The following is a 16,137-nucleotide window of genomic DNA, read 5'->3' as shown; positions in this document are numbered from 1 at the left end:
CACGCGGCTGCGCTGTGACAAAGATCGAGTCGTCGGCATCTCATGTTCGCTGGTGCACTAACCGCCTTCGTGGCGTGGGGCCGCTTCGGCCACGTGACCTTCACCAGCTGACCCGCCGGGGAGATGACCGATGAGCCAGGCAGCGAGCGAAGGAGAGAAATCATGATGGCGGTGCGTTACCACTCCTACGGCGGCAGCGACGTCCTCGTCTACGAGGAGGCAGATCGGCCGGTGCCAGGTGTGGGCCACGTGGTGGTGCAGGTGGCCGGCACCTCGTACAACGACGCGGACGCCGGCCTCCGCGCGGGACTGCGACAGGACCTGCTCCCACTGGCCTTCCCGCACATTCCCGGCCTCGACCTGGCCGGAGTCATCACCGAGGTCGGTGAGGGCGTGCCCGACTGGAGCGTGGGGGACGCGGTGGTCGCGCTGCTGCCGGCGGGCTCGCCCGGCGCGGCTGCCGAATACGTCGCCGTATCCGCGGAGGCGCTGGCCGCAGCCCCCCGCACCGTCGAGCTGGCCGACGCCGCGGCCCTGCCCCTCGTCGGGCTGACGGCATGGCAGGCCCTGTTCGAATACGCCGACCTCAGGCCCGGGCAGAACATCCTGATCAACGGCGCGGGCAGCGCGGTGGGCGGGTACGCCGTCCAGCTTGCCGCGCGGGCCGGTGCCACCGTGACCGCGACCGCCGGTGCGCGCAGCCGAGACCGTGTCCGCTCCTACGGCGCGGACCGGATCGTCGACTACGCCGTGACCCCCGTGGTGCAGGCGCTGGCCGGGCAGTACTTCGACGTGGTGCTGCAGCTGGCTCCCGCCGGCCCCGAGGAGAACGCGCGACTGGTGGACCTGGTCGATAACGGCGGAGCCTTCGTCAGCGTCACTACTCCCGGCCCGGAGGACGCCGGGCGCGGGGTGCGTACGGTGCACGTGTTCGTGCGCGGCGACGTCACCCAGCTCGCCGGGCTGGTCGCCCGCGTCGACGCCGGGGAACTGGCGATCGAGGTGGCCCAGCGGCTGCCACTGGCCGACCTGGCCACGGTCCACGCCCGCGCCGCCGGCCGGTTCGCCCGGATCGCCGAGCTGGCCGCTCGGGTCGAGGGCGGAGACCTGGCCGAGCGGCTGCGCGCCGACCCGGCCGCGGTCCGCGCCCCGGCCGCCGCCGGAGAGCTGGCCGGCAAGACCGTCCTGATCCCCTGATCCCCTGATCCCCTGCCCTCCTGACCCGAGCGCCGCCGGAACTGCAACCGGTGGAGTCACGGGTGCGGTGAGTAAGCTGAAGGCCCGAGGGCACCTCGTATCCCGGCACACAGGCCGGTTTCGTCGTCGGCGCAGGACAACAGTGGGTGTCTCGCCGAACCCGGAACGGTCTCCCATGGCTTACCGCCCCCGTCCGATGCCGGTGCAGCCGCCTGCCCGGCTGCGGCTGGCGCCGCAGAGTTCCGTGCCCCGCCGGGTCGACGGGGCGTGGTGGCCCCGCTCCCGCGACCTGCCCATGGAGCTGCCGCCGCTGTTCGAGGCGCTGCCGGCCGGCTGGGGGGAGATCGACGAGGTCAGGGTCCACGGTTCGATGTGGGTGGCCGCCCATCCCGCGGCCCGCATCGTCGGTCACGACGTACGGCTGCACCGGCTGTCCGGGCCCGGTGACCGGCACGTGCTCCGGCTGGCCGGCACCGCGTGCGGCTGGAAGCTGCTGCTGGTCGTCCCGCCCGAGACCTCCGAGTTCGACGCCGAGCGGCTCATGGCCGCCGCCGCGGCACTGCGCGGCTGACGCTCGTGTCGCGGCCGTTCCGTAGCCGGTCGGTCGTCCTGTGTTAGTGTGCGTCAGTTGCAGTTGTGGTTCCCATGTACTTTGTGTGCGCCTGTCGGCTCTGACCTCGGGCGCATTTTTTGTTTTTCGGTGCTTGCTCCGGACGGGAATTCATCGCGACGACGCGGGATCACGCATCTGCTGATCCCCAGCATCCCCCCAGAAGGAGACAAGATCATGGCCAGTGGGACCGTGAAGTGGTTCAACAGTGAAAAGGGCTTCGGCTTCATCGCCCAGGACGACGGCGGCGCCGACGTCTTCGCCCATCACTCCAACATCAACGCTCAGGGCTACCGTGAGCTGACCGAGGGTCAGAAGGTGCAGTTCGACCTCGTGCAGGGCCAGAAGGGCCCGCAGGCGGAGAACATCAACATCGTCTGATCACGTACGCAGACGCGGCGAAAACCGCCGGGTACGGGGCCGCGCCGCGGGGTGCGGCCCCGTACGCGTGCGGCGCCCGCGTGACGTGGATTGCGGCGCGGCCTCCCCACGGGGCGCCCTCGGGGTCCATACTGGCCTTCCGATGAGGAAAGCATCCGCGCCCCGGCGTCACCTGCCCACCAGTCCCTTCAAGGCCCCCGCCGTTCCGGCGGCCAAGAGCTTCGCACCCGGCGACCGGGTCACACACGACCGGTACGGCCTGGGCACGATCGTGTCCGCCGAGGACGGAGTGGCGATGCTCGTCGACTTCGGCTCCCGCCGGGTCCGGGTCACCGCTCCGTACGCCGCCATGGAAAAGCTCTGACGGCGGCCCTCTAGACGGGTTCGCAGCCGAACCTCCCCCACCACCTGCGCATGCTGCGCGAGTCGGACGTGGTGGGGGCGTAGCCGTGCGGCCGTTTCCTTAGTACGGGCCGCGCCCCGCCGTGCCATACGTGCCCCGTAGGCCCGCAGGCCGACGTCCCTGCGCTTCTTCGATAAACGTCTATGTTGACGTTCGTCGAATCAGTTGCCATGCTGGCTGGGGCGAGCGCGCCCGCTCGCCGCACGGCGCCGTACCGGAATCGAGGAACCAGCCGCCATGGACACCGCGCAGGATCTGCCCGTAGCCGTCATCGGTGCCGGCCCGATCGGCCTGGCCGCCGCCGCCCACCTCCTCGACCGCGGCATCGAACCGCTCGTGCTGGAAGCCGGGCCGCACGCGGGCACCGCGGTACGCGCATGGGGGCATGTGCGGCTCTTCTCCACCTGGGCCGAGCTGACCGACCCGGCCGCCGAGAAGCTCCTCGCCCCCACCGGCTGGACCCGGCCCGACGAGACCGCGTACCCCACCGGCGGCGACTGGGCGGAGCAGTATCTGCAGCCGCTCGCCGACGTCCTCGGCGAGCGCGTGAGCTACGGCACCACGGTCACCGGCGTCGCCCGCGCCGGCCGCGACCGCATCGTCGACGCCGACCGCGCGGCGCAGCCCTTCGCGGTCCACGTCGTACGGGCCGACGGCACCGAGACACGCATCGCCGCCCGCGCCGTCGTCGACGCCTCCGGCACCTGGGCCACCCCCCGTCCGCTGGGCGCGACCGGCCTGCCCGCCCTCGGCGAGCGCGCCGCCGCCGACCGCATCGCCTACCGCATCCCCGACCTGACCGACCCGGCCGTACGCGCCCGCTACGCCGGCCGGACCACCGCGGTCGTCGGCTCCGGCGCCTCCGCCTTCACCGCCCTGGCGGCCCTCGCCGACCTCGCCGAGGACGCCCCCGGCACCCACAGCCTGTGGATCCTGCGCCGCGGCATCGGCACGGACACCTACGGCGGCGGCGAAGCCGACCAGCTCCCCGCCCGCGGCGCCCTCGGCCTCGCCGCCAAGGCCGCCGTCGCAGGCGGCCACGCCACCGCCGTGACCGGCTTCCGCACCGCGGCCGTCGAACGCGACGGGGACCACCCCGACCGTCTCGTACTCGTCGCCGAAGACGGCCGCCGCAGCACCCCCGTGGACGAAGTCATCGCCCTGACCGGACTGCGCCCCGACCTGTCGTACCTGGACGAGCTGCGCCTCGCACTCGACGAACGCCTCCAGGCCCCCGTCGCCCTGGCCCCGCTCATCGACCCCAACGTCCACTCCTGCGGCACCGTCTACCCCCACGGCGCCGCCGAATTGGCCCACCCCGAGACCGGCGTCTACCTCGCCGGCATGAAGTCCTACGGCCGCGCCCCCACCTTCCTCGCGATGACCGGCTTCGAGCAGGTCCGCTCCATCGCCGCCGCCCTCGACGGAGACCACGAGGCCGCCGCCCGCGTCGAACTCACCCTCCCCGAAACAGGCGTCTGCGGCGGCTCCGGACTCGGCACCGGCACCGGCGACGAAGTCGCTGCAACCGCACCGGACGATGCCGCCCAGTCCGCGGGCTGCTGCGCCGCCCCCGCGACCGGACTCATCCAGATCGGCACCACCACCACCGGACGCTGCTGACGCCCGCCCGCCGACGGCCCGTCCGCCCGTCCGCGTCGGCGGAGAGCACGTGTCCGCGGTCGCCGCGCCGGCTCAGGTGAGTTCGGCGAACGTCTCGACCGCCTGGGTGCGGCCGGTGACGATGATGACGTCGCCCTTCTCCAGGACCGTCTCGGGCGTCGCGTACGTGAACTCCTCGCCGGGGCGTTTGATGCCGACCACGGTGACGCCGTGGTGGGTGCGGACCCGGCTTTCGCCCAGGGGGACGCCGATGGCAAGTCTCGGCGCCACGGTCTTGGCGAGCGCGAAGTCGTCGTCGAACTGGATGAAGTCGAGCATCCGGCCGGTCACGAGGTGGGCGACGCGCTCGCCCATCTCGTGCTCCGGCAGGATGACGTGGTGCACACCGAGTCGTTCGAGGATCTGGCCGTGCTGACGGCTGATGGCCTTGGCCCAGATGTTCGGCACGCCGAACTCCAGCAGGTTCGAGGCGACCAGGATGGACGCCTGGATGTCGGTGCCGATGCCGACGACCACGTGCGTGAAGTCCTTGACGCCCAACTGCTCCAGGGTGCGTGGGTCGGTGCAGTCCGCGGCGGCGGCATGGGTGAGCTCGTCGCTGTACTTCTGGACGAGCCGGGCGTCGGTGTCGATGCCCAGGACGTCCCATCCGCGGCGCGTCAACTCGTCGGCCAGTGAGCCGCCGAAGCGGCCCAGGCCGATGACGGCGATCCTGTCCCCTCCGCCCTGCCGGCGGCCGGCCGCCGGCTGCTTGCCGTGCCTGCGGTGGAAGTGGTGCAGGTAGTTGCTCATGGTCATCCAATGACGGGGCGTTCTTCGGGCAGTTGGAAGCGGCGCGTACGCTCGCGCAGGGCGAGCGCCGAGACCAGGGTGATGGGACCGACGCGGCCGACGAACATCAGCAGCACCAGGACGAGCTGCCCGGCCGCGGGCAGATCGGCGGTGATGCCGGTGGACAGGCCGACGGTACCGAAGGCGGAGACCGCCTCGAAGAGCACCGCCTCGAACCTCTCCTCGGTCATGGTCAGCAGCACAGTGGTGGCCGATATCACCAGTCCGATGGCGAGCAGCGCCACGGTCAGCGCCTGCCGCAGCGCGGCCGGCGGGATGCGCCGGCCCATGGTCTCGGCGGCGGGCTCGCCGCGTACCTCGGCGACCATGGCGACCGTCAGCACCGCGAACGTGGTGACTTTGATGCCGCCCGCGGTCCCGGCACTCCCGCCGCCGATGAACATCAGTACACAGGTGACCAGCAGCGTGGCCGGGTGCAGCCCGTCGATGGCGACGGCGTTGAAGCCCGCGGTGCGGGTCATGGCCGAGTGGAAGAAGCCGCCGAGCAGTTTCCCGCCGGTGCCGAACGGACCGAGGGTGGCGCCGTTGGACCACTCCAGCGCACAGGTGAGAACCGTCCCGGCGGCCAGCAGGACGGCGGTGGTCGTCAGGGTGAGCTTGGCGTGCAGCGACCAGGTGCGCCGGCCGCTCACCCGCCGCCGGCGCCGGTGCCGCAGCACCTCCAGCAGCACCGGGAAGCCCAGGCCGCCGCAGATGACGGCCGCCGCGATCGGCACCGTCACCCAGGGGTCGGTGGCGTAGCGGGTGAGGCTGTCCGCGTGCAGTCCGAAGCCCGCGTTGTTGAAGGCGGAGACGGAGTGGAAGAGCGCGGAGTACGCGGACTCGCCCACGCCCTGGTCGTAGCCGAAACGGAAGCGCAGCGCCAGCAGCGCCGCCACCGACAGCTCCACGATCAGCGTGGTGCCCGCCACGCCGAGGAGCACCCGGCGTACGTCGCCCAGGCTCAGGGACTTCGTCTCCGCCTGCGCGGTCAGCTGCAGGCGCAGCCGGAGCCGGCCGGCGACCAGCAGCGCCAGCAGCGACGCCAGGGTCATGATCCCGAAGCCGCCGACCTGGATCAGCGCCAGGATCACGCCCTCGCCGAATGCGCTCCAGTGCGTCCCGGTGTCCACCACCGTCAGGCCGGTCACGCACACCGCCGAGGTGGCGGTGAACAACGACGGCACCGGGCCCGTCGCGGAGCCGTCCGCCGCCGCCACCGGCAGCGACAGCAGCAACGTGCCGAGGAGGATGACCAGACCGAAGGCCAGCACGACCAGCCGCGCGGGATGCGTGGCCAGCAAGGACCGGCCGGTCGAACGCAGCCAGCCTCGCACAGCGGCCCCTCTCCCTGCCCGGGGCGGCTGGCGCAACCGGCGCCAGGACTCCGTCAGCAAACCGTCGACATCCGATCCACACCATAACCGCCACCAGGGGCTCCCCCGGGCGCCCCCTGGCCCCCGTCGCTCCCCGAGGGGCCGGGCCGGTCGTATGTCGCGATATAGCGCTAGCCTTGTGGGCGCGCCGCTGCCCGCGCCGCGTGTCGACGTTCGACAGGAGCAGGACGGAAGCATGTCGGGAGAGATCTCGCCCACCGGGAAGCGCTCCGGCCCCGGCTCGCCGCCCGAGCTGCGCGCCTCGCACGCCGACCGGGACCGGGTGGTGGACGTGCTGCGGATCGCGGCGGGGGACGGCCTGCTGACCGCGGACGAGCTGGACCAGCGCGTGGAGGCCGCCCTGTCGGCGCGGACCCGGTCCGAACTGGCCGCGCTCACCGCCGATCTGCCGGCCGTGCCGGCCGCGGCCGGCACGGCCGGGGCGGAGGTGAAGGACCTGGTCCGGATCGAGCAGATCCACAGCGGTGCGATCGAGCGCGTGGGGAGCTGGGTGGTGCCGCGCAGACTCGAACTCGCGGTGACGTACTGCGAGGTGACGCTCGACTTCACCGACGCGGTGATCACGCAGGACACCCTGCGGATCGACGTGGCCATGATGGGCAAGAAACTGACGCTGGTCACCGGGCCGGGCATCGTGGTCGACACCGACGGCCTGCAGCTGGTGCACAGCAAGGTCGTCTCCCGGCAGCCGCCGCCGGAGCCCGGTACGCCGGTCAGGCTGCGCGTGGAGCTGTACGGGCAGAAGGCCCACGGCCGCGTGATCGTACGGCCCCGGCGGCGGACGTTCGGGCAGTGGCTGCTGCGCAGGTCGCAGGGGTCGAGGCGGTAGCCGCCTGGCCGGCTACGGTCGCGTGGCGCCAGATGGCGCTATCTGGTGCCAATCTGGCTCAGCTCTTCTGGGGTGTGTTCGTGCAGGTGGAGCGGATGACGTGGTGAGGGCTCCGCATGCGGTGCCATCAAGGCTGGCGTGGGGAGCCACATTGGTGCCATGATGGCGTCATGGACCTCACCCCGTATGTCGACACCCTGCACCGCGAACTCGCGGTCGCCGCCGAGGCCGGCGGTGACGAAGCGCGCGAGCTGGCCGAGCGGCTCACCGCGCCGCTGGAGTCGGCGACCCGGCTGATCATGCTCAACGTGCTCTCCGCCGCGATGGACGAGATCACCCGCGAGCTGGCCCCGGGTTCCGTCGACGTGCGGCTGCGGGGGCTGGACCCCGACTTCGTGGTGACGCCGCCGCCCGCCGACGGCGGCGTCCCCGCCGGGCCGGTCCCGTCCGCCGAGGCGGCGCCGGCCCCGGCCGACGGCGACGAGGGCGGCACCGCCCGCGTCAACCTCCGGCTGCCGGCCCGGCTCAAGGCCCGGGCCGAGGAGGCGGCGGTCCGCGAGGGGCTGTCGGTCAACGCCTGGCTCGTACGGGCCGTGGCGGCGGCGGTCGACGGCGGCACGCGGCCACGGGCCCCGGAGAAGACCCAGGCCATCGGACAGAGCTTCACGGGCTGGGTGCGCTAGCCGCACCGCCCGCACCCCGCGCACCGCGCACCACCTCACCCATTCACTCACCCCGTCCCGCCTGCGGGAACGGCCCACAGACTGATGAGGACGGCACAGCTATGCCTACTTTCGACAGCCCGGAACCGATCTCCGTCGTCGCCCACGTGGAGGCCGGCTCCATTCGCTTCACCACCGGCGACCGCCACGACACCGTCGTGGACGTGCGCCCGCGCGACCCGAAGAAGGACCAGGACGTGCGGAGCGCGGAGCAGACGGAGGTGGCGTACGCGAACGGCACCCTGACCGTCCGCACCCCCAAGCCGCGCTACCTCCTGGGCCGCACCGGCACCGGCACCGTTGACGTCGTGCTCGAACTGCCCGCCGGCTCGCGCGTCGACGTGACCGGCGGCTGGGCCCAGGTGTTCGGCGAGGGCCGACTCGGCGAGACCCGGGTGAAGACCGCGTCCGGCGACACCCGTCTCGACACCACCGGGCCGCTGCAACTGACCGCGGCACACGGCTCGATCACCGTCGACCGGGTCGAGGGCGAGGCCGAGATCACCACCAGCACGGGCAGCCTGCGCGTCGGCACCGTCGACGGCCCGGCGACCCTGAAGAACGCGCACGGCACGACGACCGTCGGCGCCGTGGCCGGTGAGCTGCGGGTACGCGGCGGGCACGGCGACATCGACATCGCCAGCGCCGAGAGCTCGGTCGCCGCGACCACCGCCTACGGCACCCTGCGCGCGGCCGACGTGGCCCGCGGCACCGTCCAGTTGGAGACCTCGCACGGGGCGATCGAGGTCGGCATCCGCGCGGGCACGGCCGCCTGGCTCGACGTCAGTTCCGGCTCCGGGCAGGTGCGCAACACGCTCACCGCCTCCGAGGCGCCGGCCCCGGCGAAGACCGAGGAGACCGTCGAGGTCCGGGCCCGCACCCGTAACGGCAACATCGACATCCGCCGCGCCCGGTCCTGAACGCGAACAGCGAAAACCCCGCCACCTCAGCCCGAGAACGGGAGTGCGTCATGCGCGCATCTGTCATGCCCACATCCAATCCGCCTCCGGCCGCGATCTCCGCCATCGGCCTGCGCAAGTCGTACGGCGACAAGACCGTCCTCGACGGCATCGACCTGCGCATCCCGGCCGGGTCCGTGTTCGCCCTGCTCGGCCCGAACGGGGCCGGCAAGACGACCGCCGTGAAGATCCTGTCCACCCTCGTCACCGCCGACGGCGGGCAGGCCCAGGTGGCGGGCCACGACATCGCCGCGTCCCCGGACGGGGTGCGCGCCGCGATCGGCGTGACCGGGCAGTTCTCCGCCGTCGACAACCTGATCACCGGCGAGGAGAACATGCTCCTCATGGCCGACCTGCACCACCTGCCCCGACGCGAAGGGCGGCGGGTCACCGCCGAGTTGCTGGCGCGCTTCGACCTCGTCGACGCCGCCGGGAAGCCCGCCCAGAGCTACTCCGGCGGCATGAGGCGGCGCCTGGACATCGCGATGACGCTGATCGGCAGTCCGCGGATCCTCTTCCTCGACGAACCGACCACCGGTCTCGACCCGCGCAGCCGGCACCACATGTGGCAGATCATCCGCGAGCTGGTCGCCGACGGCGTCACCGTCTTCCTCACCACCCAGTACCTGGACGAGGCCGACGAACTCGCCGACCGGATCGCGGTCCTCGACGGCGGCACGATCGTGGCGGAGGGCAGCGCCGACGAGCTGAAGCGCCTCGTCCCCGGCGGCCACGTCCGGATCCGCTTCGCCGAACCGGCGGCGTACCGGTCGGCCGCCGCCGCCCTGCGCGACGCCGGCCGCGACGCCGTTTTCGACGACGGCGCCCTCTCACTGCAGATCCCCAGCGACGGCAGCCAGCGCGGGCTGCGTGCCGTACTCGACTCGCTGGACGCGGCCGGCATCGAGGCCGACGAGCTGTCGGTGCACACCCCCGACCTCGACGACGTGTTCTTCGCCCTGACCGGCACCACCGTCCCGCACCGGACCGAGGAGGCCACCCCATGAGTTCCCTCTCCCTCGCCGTACGCGACTCGTCCACGATGCTGCGCCGCAACCTCCTGCACGCGCGGCGCTACCCGTCCCTCACCCTGAACCTGCTGCTGACGCCGGTCGTCCTGCTCCTGCTCTTCGTCTACGTCTTCGGCGACGTGATGAGCGCGGGCATGGCGGGCGGCGCCGCCGACCGCTCCGCGTACGTCGCCTACGTGGTGCCAGGCATCCTGATGATGACCGTCGGCGCCACGGTGGTCGGGACCGCGGTGTCCGTCGCCAACGACATGGCCGAGGGCATCGTCGCCCGCTTCCGCACGATGGCCATCCACCGCGGCTCGGTACTCGTCGGCCACGTCGTCGGCAGCGTCCTGCAGTCGGTCGCGAGCGTGACCCTCGTCGGCGCCGTCGCCGTGGCCGTCGGCTTCCGCGCCACGGACGCCACGGCCCTGGAGTGGCTGGCGGCCCTCGGGCTGACCGCGCTGGTCGCCACAGCGCTCACCTGGATCGCGGTGGGAATGGGCACGGTCAGCCCGAACGCCGAGGCGGCCAGCAACAACGCCCTGCCGTTGATCGTCCTGCCGCTCATCTCCAGCGCCTTCGTCCCGGTCGACGCCATGCCGGGCTGGTTCCGGCCGATCGCCGAGTACCAGCCCTTCACCCCGGCCATCGAAACCCTGCGCGGCCTGCTGCTGGGCACGGGGATCGGCCACAACGGCTGGCTGGCCGTCGTGTGGTGCCTGGCCCTGACGGCACTCGGCTACCGCTGGTCCCAGGCGGTCTTCAACCGCGACCCGAAGTAGCGATACCCGGCCGGGGGCGCCGCTCACGGCTTGAGCAGGGCCTTGACGGCGCGGCGCTCGTCCATCGCCCGGTAGCCCCCGGCGACCAGTGCGCCTCCGCCGTCGGGCAGGCCGTACCGTCGAAGACATGGACAACCGTGAGGTGGTCCGCGAGTTCCTGACCTCGCGGTGCGCCAAGATCACCCCGGAGAGCGGCCCGCCGACGGGTACGACCGGCGGGCAGGTCCGTCCACCGAAGGGAAGAGTGCGATCGTGAGCAGGATCCTGGTGACCGGTTCCGCGGACGGCCTCGGGCGGGCGGCGGCCGATGCCCTGCTGTCCGCGGGGCATGACGTCGTGGTGCACGCCCGCAACCGGCAGCGCGCCGCCGCCCTGCAGCCGCTCGTCGAGCGCGGCGCCGGCATGGTGGTCGGTGATTTCGCCGACCGGGGCGCGGTGCGGGGCATCGCCGCCTCGCTCGGCGAGGACGAGCCGCTCGACGCGGTCATCCACAACGCTGGAGTGTGGAGCGGACCGGCGGTCATGCCGGTCAACATCGTTGCCCCGTACCTGCTCACCGCTCTGCTGCCCGGGCCGCGCCGGCTGGTGTATCTGAGCAGCGGCTCCCACTTCGACGGACGCCCGTCGACGGCCGGCGTCGACTGGCGGGGTCGGGGGGCCGGGTCGTACGCGGACAGCAAGCTGTTCGTCACCGCGCTGGCCGCCGCGGTGGCCCGCCTGCACCCCGACGTGCGGAGCAACGCCGTGGACCCGGGCTGGGTGCCCACCAGGATGGGCGGCCCCGGCGCACCGGACGACCTCGAACTCGGCCACCGGACACAGGTCTGGCTCGCCTCCGGCGACGATCCCGAGGCCCTCACCACGGGCGGCTACTGGTACCACCAGCGGCGGCAGCAGCCGCACGACGCGGTCGGCGACGAGGCGTTCCAGGACCGCCTCCTGCTGACCCTGGCCGAGGAGACCGGCACGGCGCTCGCCTGAGCTGGGCGGTACCCCGCGGTGTGCCCTGCGGTGTGCCCCGGGCGGGCCCGGGGGCACCGCCCGGGCAGCGTGCCCCACGACGGGCTCCGGCGCCGAGGTGCGATCCAGATTGCCGGAGTCCGGCGGTCTGGGGATGTCGAGAACGTGCCCTCGGACCGGGCGTTCGTTCCGGCGTCAGCCGGCCGCAGCCCCGGCGGCCGGGCTGCAGCAGGAGCAGGCGTCCGCCGCGTTGCCGGCATCCGCGTCCGCGTCGGGGGCGGTCTTGGCGTTCCGCGGTGCCGCCGGGACGGCGCAGCAGGCGTCGCCGCGCAGGGCCCCGCGGCCCTCCTTGACCGCGACGGCGGCGATGACCAGGGCGGCGACGGGGTCAGCCCAGGACCAGCCGAAGAGGGAGTTGGCGAGCAGCCCGAGCAGCAGCACCGCGGAGAGGTAGGTGCACAGCAGGGTCTGCTTGGAGTCGGCGACCGCCGAGGCGGAGCCGAGTTCGCGGCCGGCGCGGCGCTGGGCGGCGGAGAGGAACGGCATGACCGCCAGCGACAGGGCGGCGAGCACGATGCCGGGTGTGGAGTGCCCGGCTTCGCTGCCGCCGGCCAGGGCCCGTACGGAGCTGAAGGTCACGTAGGCGGCGAGGGCGAAGAACGATGCGGCGATGATCCGCAGCGTCGTCTTCTCCCGGGCCTCGCGCGTGGCGTGGTCGGCGGCGGAGAACTGCCAGGCGACCGCGGCGGCGGAGGCGACCTCGATGATCGAGTCAAGGCCGAAGCCGATGAGCGCCGTGGACGAGGCGAGCGTGCCGGCGGTGATCGCGACGACGGCCTCGATGACGTTGTACGCAATGGTGGCCGCGACCAGCAGCCGTATCCGGTGGGCGAGCGCCGCCTGCCGCCGCGGGGAGGGTCCGAGGGATATCGCGGTCACGGGCAGCAGCCCTCCTGCTCGGCGTCGTCGCAGGTGCGGTCGGCCTCGACGGCGAGGACGGCGCTGCGCAGGTCGTCCAGCGCGTGCCCGAGCCGGGAGTCGGCCAGTTCGTAGCGCACCCGGCGGCCGACGGGGGTGGTGACGACGAGACCGCAGTCGCGCAGGCAGGCCAGGTGGTTCGACAGCCGGGTACGGGAGATGCCCAACTGCTCCGCCAGGTCCGCCGGATGTGCGGGGGCGTCGCGCAGGGCGAGCAGCAGGCGGCAGCGGATGGGGTCGGCCAGCGCACGGCCGAAGCGGGTCAGGGCGTCGATGTCGGTGGCGAGAGTCAGCACCCTCCGGACGATACATGGGATCCTGAATTCAGAAAACCCTGCATCTGGACGGCGCGGGGAGCCGGACCCGCGGCCGGAGGCGCGCCGCGGGCGCGCTGACCACAGCGTGCGTCGTTCTCCGGCATCTCCTGCGCCCCGTCCCCGCACCGGCGCGTACGGGCGCAGCGGCCCGTACGCGCGGTCAGGGGCGGGTGGCGGTGCCCAGGATGTGGGCGACGCGGGGGGCCAGGGCCGTGAAGGCGGAGCCTAAGCGGTCGACGTCGTCAGGCTGCGGCCCCTATGTGATGGGGAAATCGAAATAGGTGTCCGGGTAAGGCTCGCCGTTCAGCGTGTAATGCCACCACTCGCACTCGTATGCGCTGAAACCGCAAGCCTCCATGAGGGAGCGGAGGTGTTCACGGTTTCTTGCCTCGTGTTGCGTGATCCCTTTTGCGCCATGGTGCGAGATGGCATCCATCACGTCGTGGTCACCCCCCATGCGGGCAAGCTCACCGGTATCCAGATGGTAGAGGGTGAGGTCGACGGTGCTGCCCCGACTGTGTCCAGACCTGGCAGCGACGTATCCCAGCTCGAACATCTCGGCTCTGCCGATGTTCGGATAGTGTCGTTGCTTTGTGCGTCCATCCTCCGGCTGCTCCGACCAGCGCAGAAAGCAGTCTACGGCCTGTTGCGGGCGGTAGCCGTCCCAGAGCAGCAAACCGAACCCACGGGACTCCGCCTTTTCTCGCACTCTGCCCAGGGCCGTGCACAAAGCTCTCGTGCCTACGATTCGATTGGCCAGGTAACCGTCCACCGGCTTGCCGGTGAAGTTGTCCCAGGTGGCGTACTTGGCATCCCACCGTATTCCAGGTGCAAGCTCGTCCACAAAGGCGAAGTCGTCGTTCACCGGGCTTTTCCTGCCAATGCCAGAGACACCATCCGGTCGATCACCTCGGAAAGCGGGAAGCCCGCCGCGGCCATCATTCTCGGATAACGGCTGTAGGAGGTCATGCCAGGAAAAGTGTTAACCTCGTTGAGGACTACTTTCCCGTCCTCCTTGAGGAACATGTCGACCCGCGACAGTCCGCTGCAGCCCAAGGCGCGATATACGGCCTTTGCGGTCTCCTGGACAAGCGAGCGCGATTCCGCCGAAATGTCGGCGGGGACGATGGGGGTCGAGTTTTCGGAACCACTTTCCGGGTTCTCCTCCTGATGGATTTTGAAGAAGCCGTGCGACAGCGCGATTCGATCTACCTCGCCTGCGATGACATCCAGATCGTTGCCCAAGATGGCGCACCCGACCTCGCTGCCGACCACCGCCTCCTCGATCAGCACCTTCGAGTCGTACTGCCGTGCGGTTTTCACCGCGCTCGGCAGTTCCTCCGGTCGGGACACCTTGCTGACGCCGAAAGACGAGCCAGAACGGGCCGGCTTGACAAAAACGGGATACGTCAGCCGGTCCGGGGCGATATCCTCGTCCGCCGTGATGGTCCAGAAATTCGGCGTCGCGATTCCTGCGTTCCTGACGACGCCGTAGGCAAGGGATTTGTCCATGCACAACGCGGAACTCTGGACATCGCAGCCCACGTAGGGGATGCCGGCCAGTTCCAGCAAGCCCTGCATCGCACCGTCCTCGCCGAGTTTGCCGTGCAGAACGGGCAGTACGACGTCCAGACTGATCGTTCCGTACCGTCCCTGCTCCAGCACGAGAATTCCGCGCACGCTTCGGTCCGGTGACAGCAGGGCCGGACGGCAATTGCCGGTCTCCCAGTCCGGGCCAGGGCCGTCACAGAGCTTCCAGGCGCCGCTCTCCGTGATTCCGATGTAGAACGGCTGGTACTTTTCGAGGTCGAGGTTTCGTGCGACCTCTTGCGCAGACTTCACGGAGACGGGGTGTTCTTCGGAAGAGCCCCCGAAGACGATTCCGACCTTCAGCCTACTCATGCCGATTCCTGCTTTCGAATTCCAGGCAGTTGGTGATGGAGTTTTCGACCGTGTCGCTCAGGGCGTGGTCCGTGTAGTACGCGGTGTGCGGACTGATGAGCACGTTCGGCATTTCCTGGAGCTGCAACAACGGCCCATTCTCAATGGGGTTGTTTCTGCGGTCGGAGTAGAAGATTCCTTCCTCTCCTTCGAGGACATCCAGCGCGGCACCGCCCAATCTGCCGTCTTCCAATGCCGGCAGCAGGGCCTCGGTGTCAAGCAGTGCGCCGCGTCCGGTGTTGATGATGAAGGCGCCGTGCTTCATCTGCCCGATGCGTCGACGATTGAGGAGGTGGTGTGTTTCCGGGGTGAGCGGTATATGGAGGGTGACGATGTCGCTCAGCCGCAGCAGTTCGTCGAGAGGCACGTAATCGGCGGCGGTGGTGGCGCGGGCATCGTATGCCAGGATTCGGCAGCCGAAGCCCCGTAGCCGATCCATGACTGCTGCGCCGATGCGTCCGGTCCCCACGACCCCGATGGTCAGATCGCGCAGTTCCTTCCCGCGCACCTCGTGCAACCTGTAATCGTGGACATCTGCACGACGGATGGTGGATTTTGCATGCCGCACCGCCATCAGCATGAGCATCAGTGTGTAGTCGGCCACGCTGTCGGGCGAATAGGCAACATTTCCCACGGAGATTCCGACGCTCTCCGCATACTCTACGTCGATGTGGTTGCAGCCGATGCTTCTGGTTGAGATGTAGGCGACGCCGGCCCGACTCAGCGCAAGAAGAGTGGAATCGGTGATTCGAGTCTTGTGGTCGACGCTGATGCAGCGGTTTCCGGACGCGAGCTGGGTATTGGCTTCGGATGCCGCCGCCGCCGTGATGGTCGGCACAAAGCCGAAGCGAGACGCCAGCTCCCGGACCAGCATCGTCTCATCGCGCCCGCAGCCATAAAGGGTGATTCCCGCTGTTGCGACAGCCGAGGGAGAAGCGGACGCCAGCGAGGGGGTGCGACGGGCCGCCGCTCGTGCTGGTTCGCTGTAGGTCATGCCTACAGTCAAGGCAGTGTGGTGTTGCCGGAGGGTATGCGGATTCTGATATGCCGGCGATATGTTGCCGCCCGGTGGCATGCGCGGCTCAGGGCCACTTTCTGATCACGTACTCGCCGAACGGTCAACACATATCGTCGGCATATCGAAATCTGTATACGCGCTTGCAACACCGCACTGCCTTGGCTGGAGGTGTGACC

The 16,137-nt window shown here is 70.8% G+C and carries 19 protein-coding genes; 12 read left to right on the top strand and 7 right to left on the bottom strand.

Going from position 1 to position 16,137, the window contains the following annotated elements; genetic code table 11:
* Positions 1-162: 162 nt before the first annotated feature.
* The 5 genes from T328_RS22490 to T328_RS22470 all read left to right on the top strand — a co-directional run bounded on the left by T328_RS22490 (position 163) and on the right by T328_RS22470 (position 4,214).
* On the top strand, positions 163-1,197 hold the full coding sequence (locus T328_RS22490; RefSeq protein ID WP_496497931.1) for an NADP-dependent oxidoreductase: 1,035 nt from the start codon (positions 163-165) through the stop codon (positions 1,195-1,197).
* A gap of 175 nt (positions 1,198-1,372) precedes the next feature.
* On the top strand, positions 1,373-1,768 hold the full coding sequence (locus tag T328_RS22485) for a DUF5994 family protein (protein ID WP_496497930.1): 396 nt from the start codon (positions 1,373-1,375) through the stop codon (positions 1,766-1,768).
* A gap of 216 nt (positions 1,769-1,984) precedes the next feature.
* Positions 1,985-2,188, top strand: coding sequence for a cold-shock protein (locus T328_RS22480; protein ID WP_496497929.1), 204 nt, complete (start codon positions 1,985-1,987; stop codon positions 2,186-2,188).
* A 142-nt stretch (positions 2,189-2,330) separates the two neighbouring features.
* Positions 2,331-2,552, top strand: a complete 222-nt coding sequence (locus T328_RS22475) for a hypothetical protein (protein WP_496497928.1) — start codon at positions 2,331-2,333, stop codon at positions 2,550-2,552.
* 276 nt (positions 2,553-2,828) lie between these two features.
* Positions 2,829-4,214: an FAD-dependent oxidoreductase gene (locus T328_RS22470; RefSeq protein WP_496497927.1), complete on the top strand. Its 1,386-nt coding sequence runs from the start codon at positions 2,829-2,831 to the stop codon at positions 4,212-4,214.
* Positions 4,215-4,286: 72 nt separating this feature from the next.
* On the opposite strand, the gene T328_RS22465 is transcribed toward T328_RS22470, so the two are convergent.
* Positions 4,287-5,012, bottom strand: a complete 726-nt coding sequence (locus T328_RS22465) for a potassium channel family protein (protein ID WP_496497926.1) — start codon at positions 5,010-5,012, stop codon at positions 4,287-4,289.
* The gene (locus tag T328_RS22460) at positions 5,009-6,382 is read right to left on the bottom strand and encodes a TrkH family potassium uptake protein (RefSeq protein WP_496497925.1); all 1,374 of its coding nucleotides are present in this window, start codon (positions 6,380-6,382) and stop codon (positions 5,009-5,011) included. The genes T328_RS22465 and T328_RS22460 overlap by 4 nt, the downstream gene beginning before the upstream one ends.
* Before the next feature lie 235 nt (positions 6,383-6,617).
* Here T328_RS22460 and T328_RS22455 point away from each other — a divergent pair, with 235 nt between their 5' ends.
* From T328_RS22455 to T328_RS22425, 7 genes are all read left to right on the top strand, one after another.
* Positions 6,618-7,271, top strand: a complete 654-nt coding sequence (locus tag T328_RS22455) for a DUF1707 SHOCT-like domain-containing protein (RefSeq protein WP_496497924.1) — start codon at positions 6,618-6,620, stop codon at positions 7,269-7,271.
* Between the two features lie 170 nt (positions 7,272-7,441).
* The gene (locus T328_RS22450) at positions 7,442-7,954 is read left to right on the top strand and encodes a hypothetical protein (protein ID WP_496497923.1); all 513 of its coding nucleotides are present in this window, start codon (positions 7,442-7,444) and stop codon (positions 7,952-7,954) included.
* 101 nt (positions 7,955-8,055) lie between these two features.
* Complete coding sequence (locus T328_RS22445; RefSeq protein ID WP_496497922.1) at positions 8,056-8,913, top strand: DUF4097 family beta strand repeat-containing protein; 858 nt, start codon at positions 8,056-8,058, stop codon at positions 8,911-8,913.
* 65 nt (positions 8,914-8,978) lie between these two features.
* Positions 8,979-9,959 (top strand): ATP-binding cassette domain-containing protein, encoded by a 981-nt coding sequence (locus T328_RS22440; RefSeq protein ID WP_496498059.1) that lies wholly within the window; start codon positions 8,979-8,981, stop codon positions 9,957-9,959.
* Positions 9,956-10,747 (top strand): ABC transporter permease, encoded by a 792-nt coding sequence (locus T328_RS22435; RefSeq protein WP_496497921.1) that lies wholly within the window; start codon positions 9,956-9,958, stop codon positions 10,745-10,747. The genes T328_RS22440 and T328_RS22435 overlap by 4 nt, the downstream gene beginning before the upstream one ends.
* Before the next feature lie 127 nt (positions 10,748-10,874).
* Positions 10,875-11,003: a hypothetical protein gene (locus tag T328_RS22430; RefSeq protein ID WP_496498078.1), complete on the top strand. Its 129-nt coding sequence runs from the start codon at positions 10,875-10,877 to the stop codon at positions 11,001-11,003.
* Positions 11,000-11,728 carry an SDR family NAD(P)-dependent oxidoreductase gene (locus T328_RS22425; protein WP_496497920.1) on the top strand — a complete coding sequence of 243 codons (729 nt, stop codon included), beginning with the start codon at positions 11,000-11,002 and terminating at the stop codon, positions 11,726-11,728. Before T328_RS22430 ends, T328_RS22425 begins: the two co-directional genes overlap by 4 nt.
* A 174-nt stretch (positions 11,729-11,902) precedes the next feature.
* On the opposite strand, the gene T328_RS22420 is transcribed toward T328_RS22425, so the two are convergent.
* The 5 genes from T328_RS22420 to vanH form a co-directional block, all read right to left on the bottom strand.
* Positions 11,903-12,646, bottom strand: coding sequence for a cation efflux transmembrane domain-containing protein (locus T328_RS22420; RefSeq protein ID WP_496497919.1), 744 nt, complete (start codon positions 12,644-12,646; stop codon positions 11,903-11,905).
* Positions 12,643-12,981 carry an ArsR/SmtB family transcription factor gene (locus T328_RS22415; RefSeq protein WP_496497918.1) on the bottom strand — a complete coding sequence of 113 codons (339 nt, stop codon included), beginning with the start codon at positions 12,979-12,981 and terminating at the stop codon, positions 12,643-12,645. Before T328_RS22415 ends, T328_RS22420 begins: the two co-directional genes overlap by 4 nt.
* A 277-nt stretch (positions 12,982-13,258) precedes the next feature.
* On the bottom strand, positions 13,259-13,867 hold the full coding sequence (gene vanX, locus T328_RS22410; protein ID WP_496497917.1) for a D-Ala-D-Ala dipeptidase VanX: 609 nt from the start codon (positions 13,865-13,867) through the stop codon (positions 13,259-13,261).
* The gene (gene vanA-Sc, locus T328_RS22405) at positions 13,864-14,904 is read right to left on the bottom strand and encodes a D-alanine--(R)-lactate ligase VanA-Sc (RefSeq protein WP_496497916.1); all 1,041 of its coding nucleotides are present in this window, start codon (positions 14,902-14,904) and stop codon (positions 13,864-13,866) included. The genes vanX and vanA-Sc overlap by 4 nt, the downstream gene beginning before the upstream one ends.
* Positions 14,897-15,937, bottom strand: a complete 1,041-nt coding sequence (vanH, locus tag T328_RS22400) for a D-lactate dehydrogenase VanH (protein WP_496497915.1) — start codon at positions 15,935-15,937, stop codon at positions 14,897-14,899. The genes vanA-Sc and vanH overlap by 8 nt, the downstream gene beginning before the upstream one ends.
* Between the last annotated feature and the right edge of the window lie 200 nt (positions 15,938-16,137).

This window comes from Streptomyces sp. CNX435, assembly GCF_059570575.1.
The sequence above is the reverse complement of the archived record's forward strand: the minus strand, read 5'-3'. Positions and strand labels throughout refer to the sequence as shown.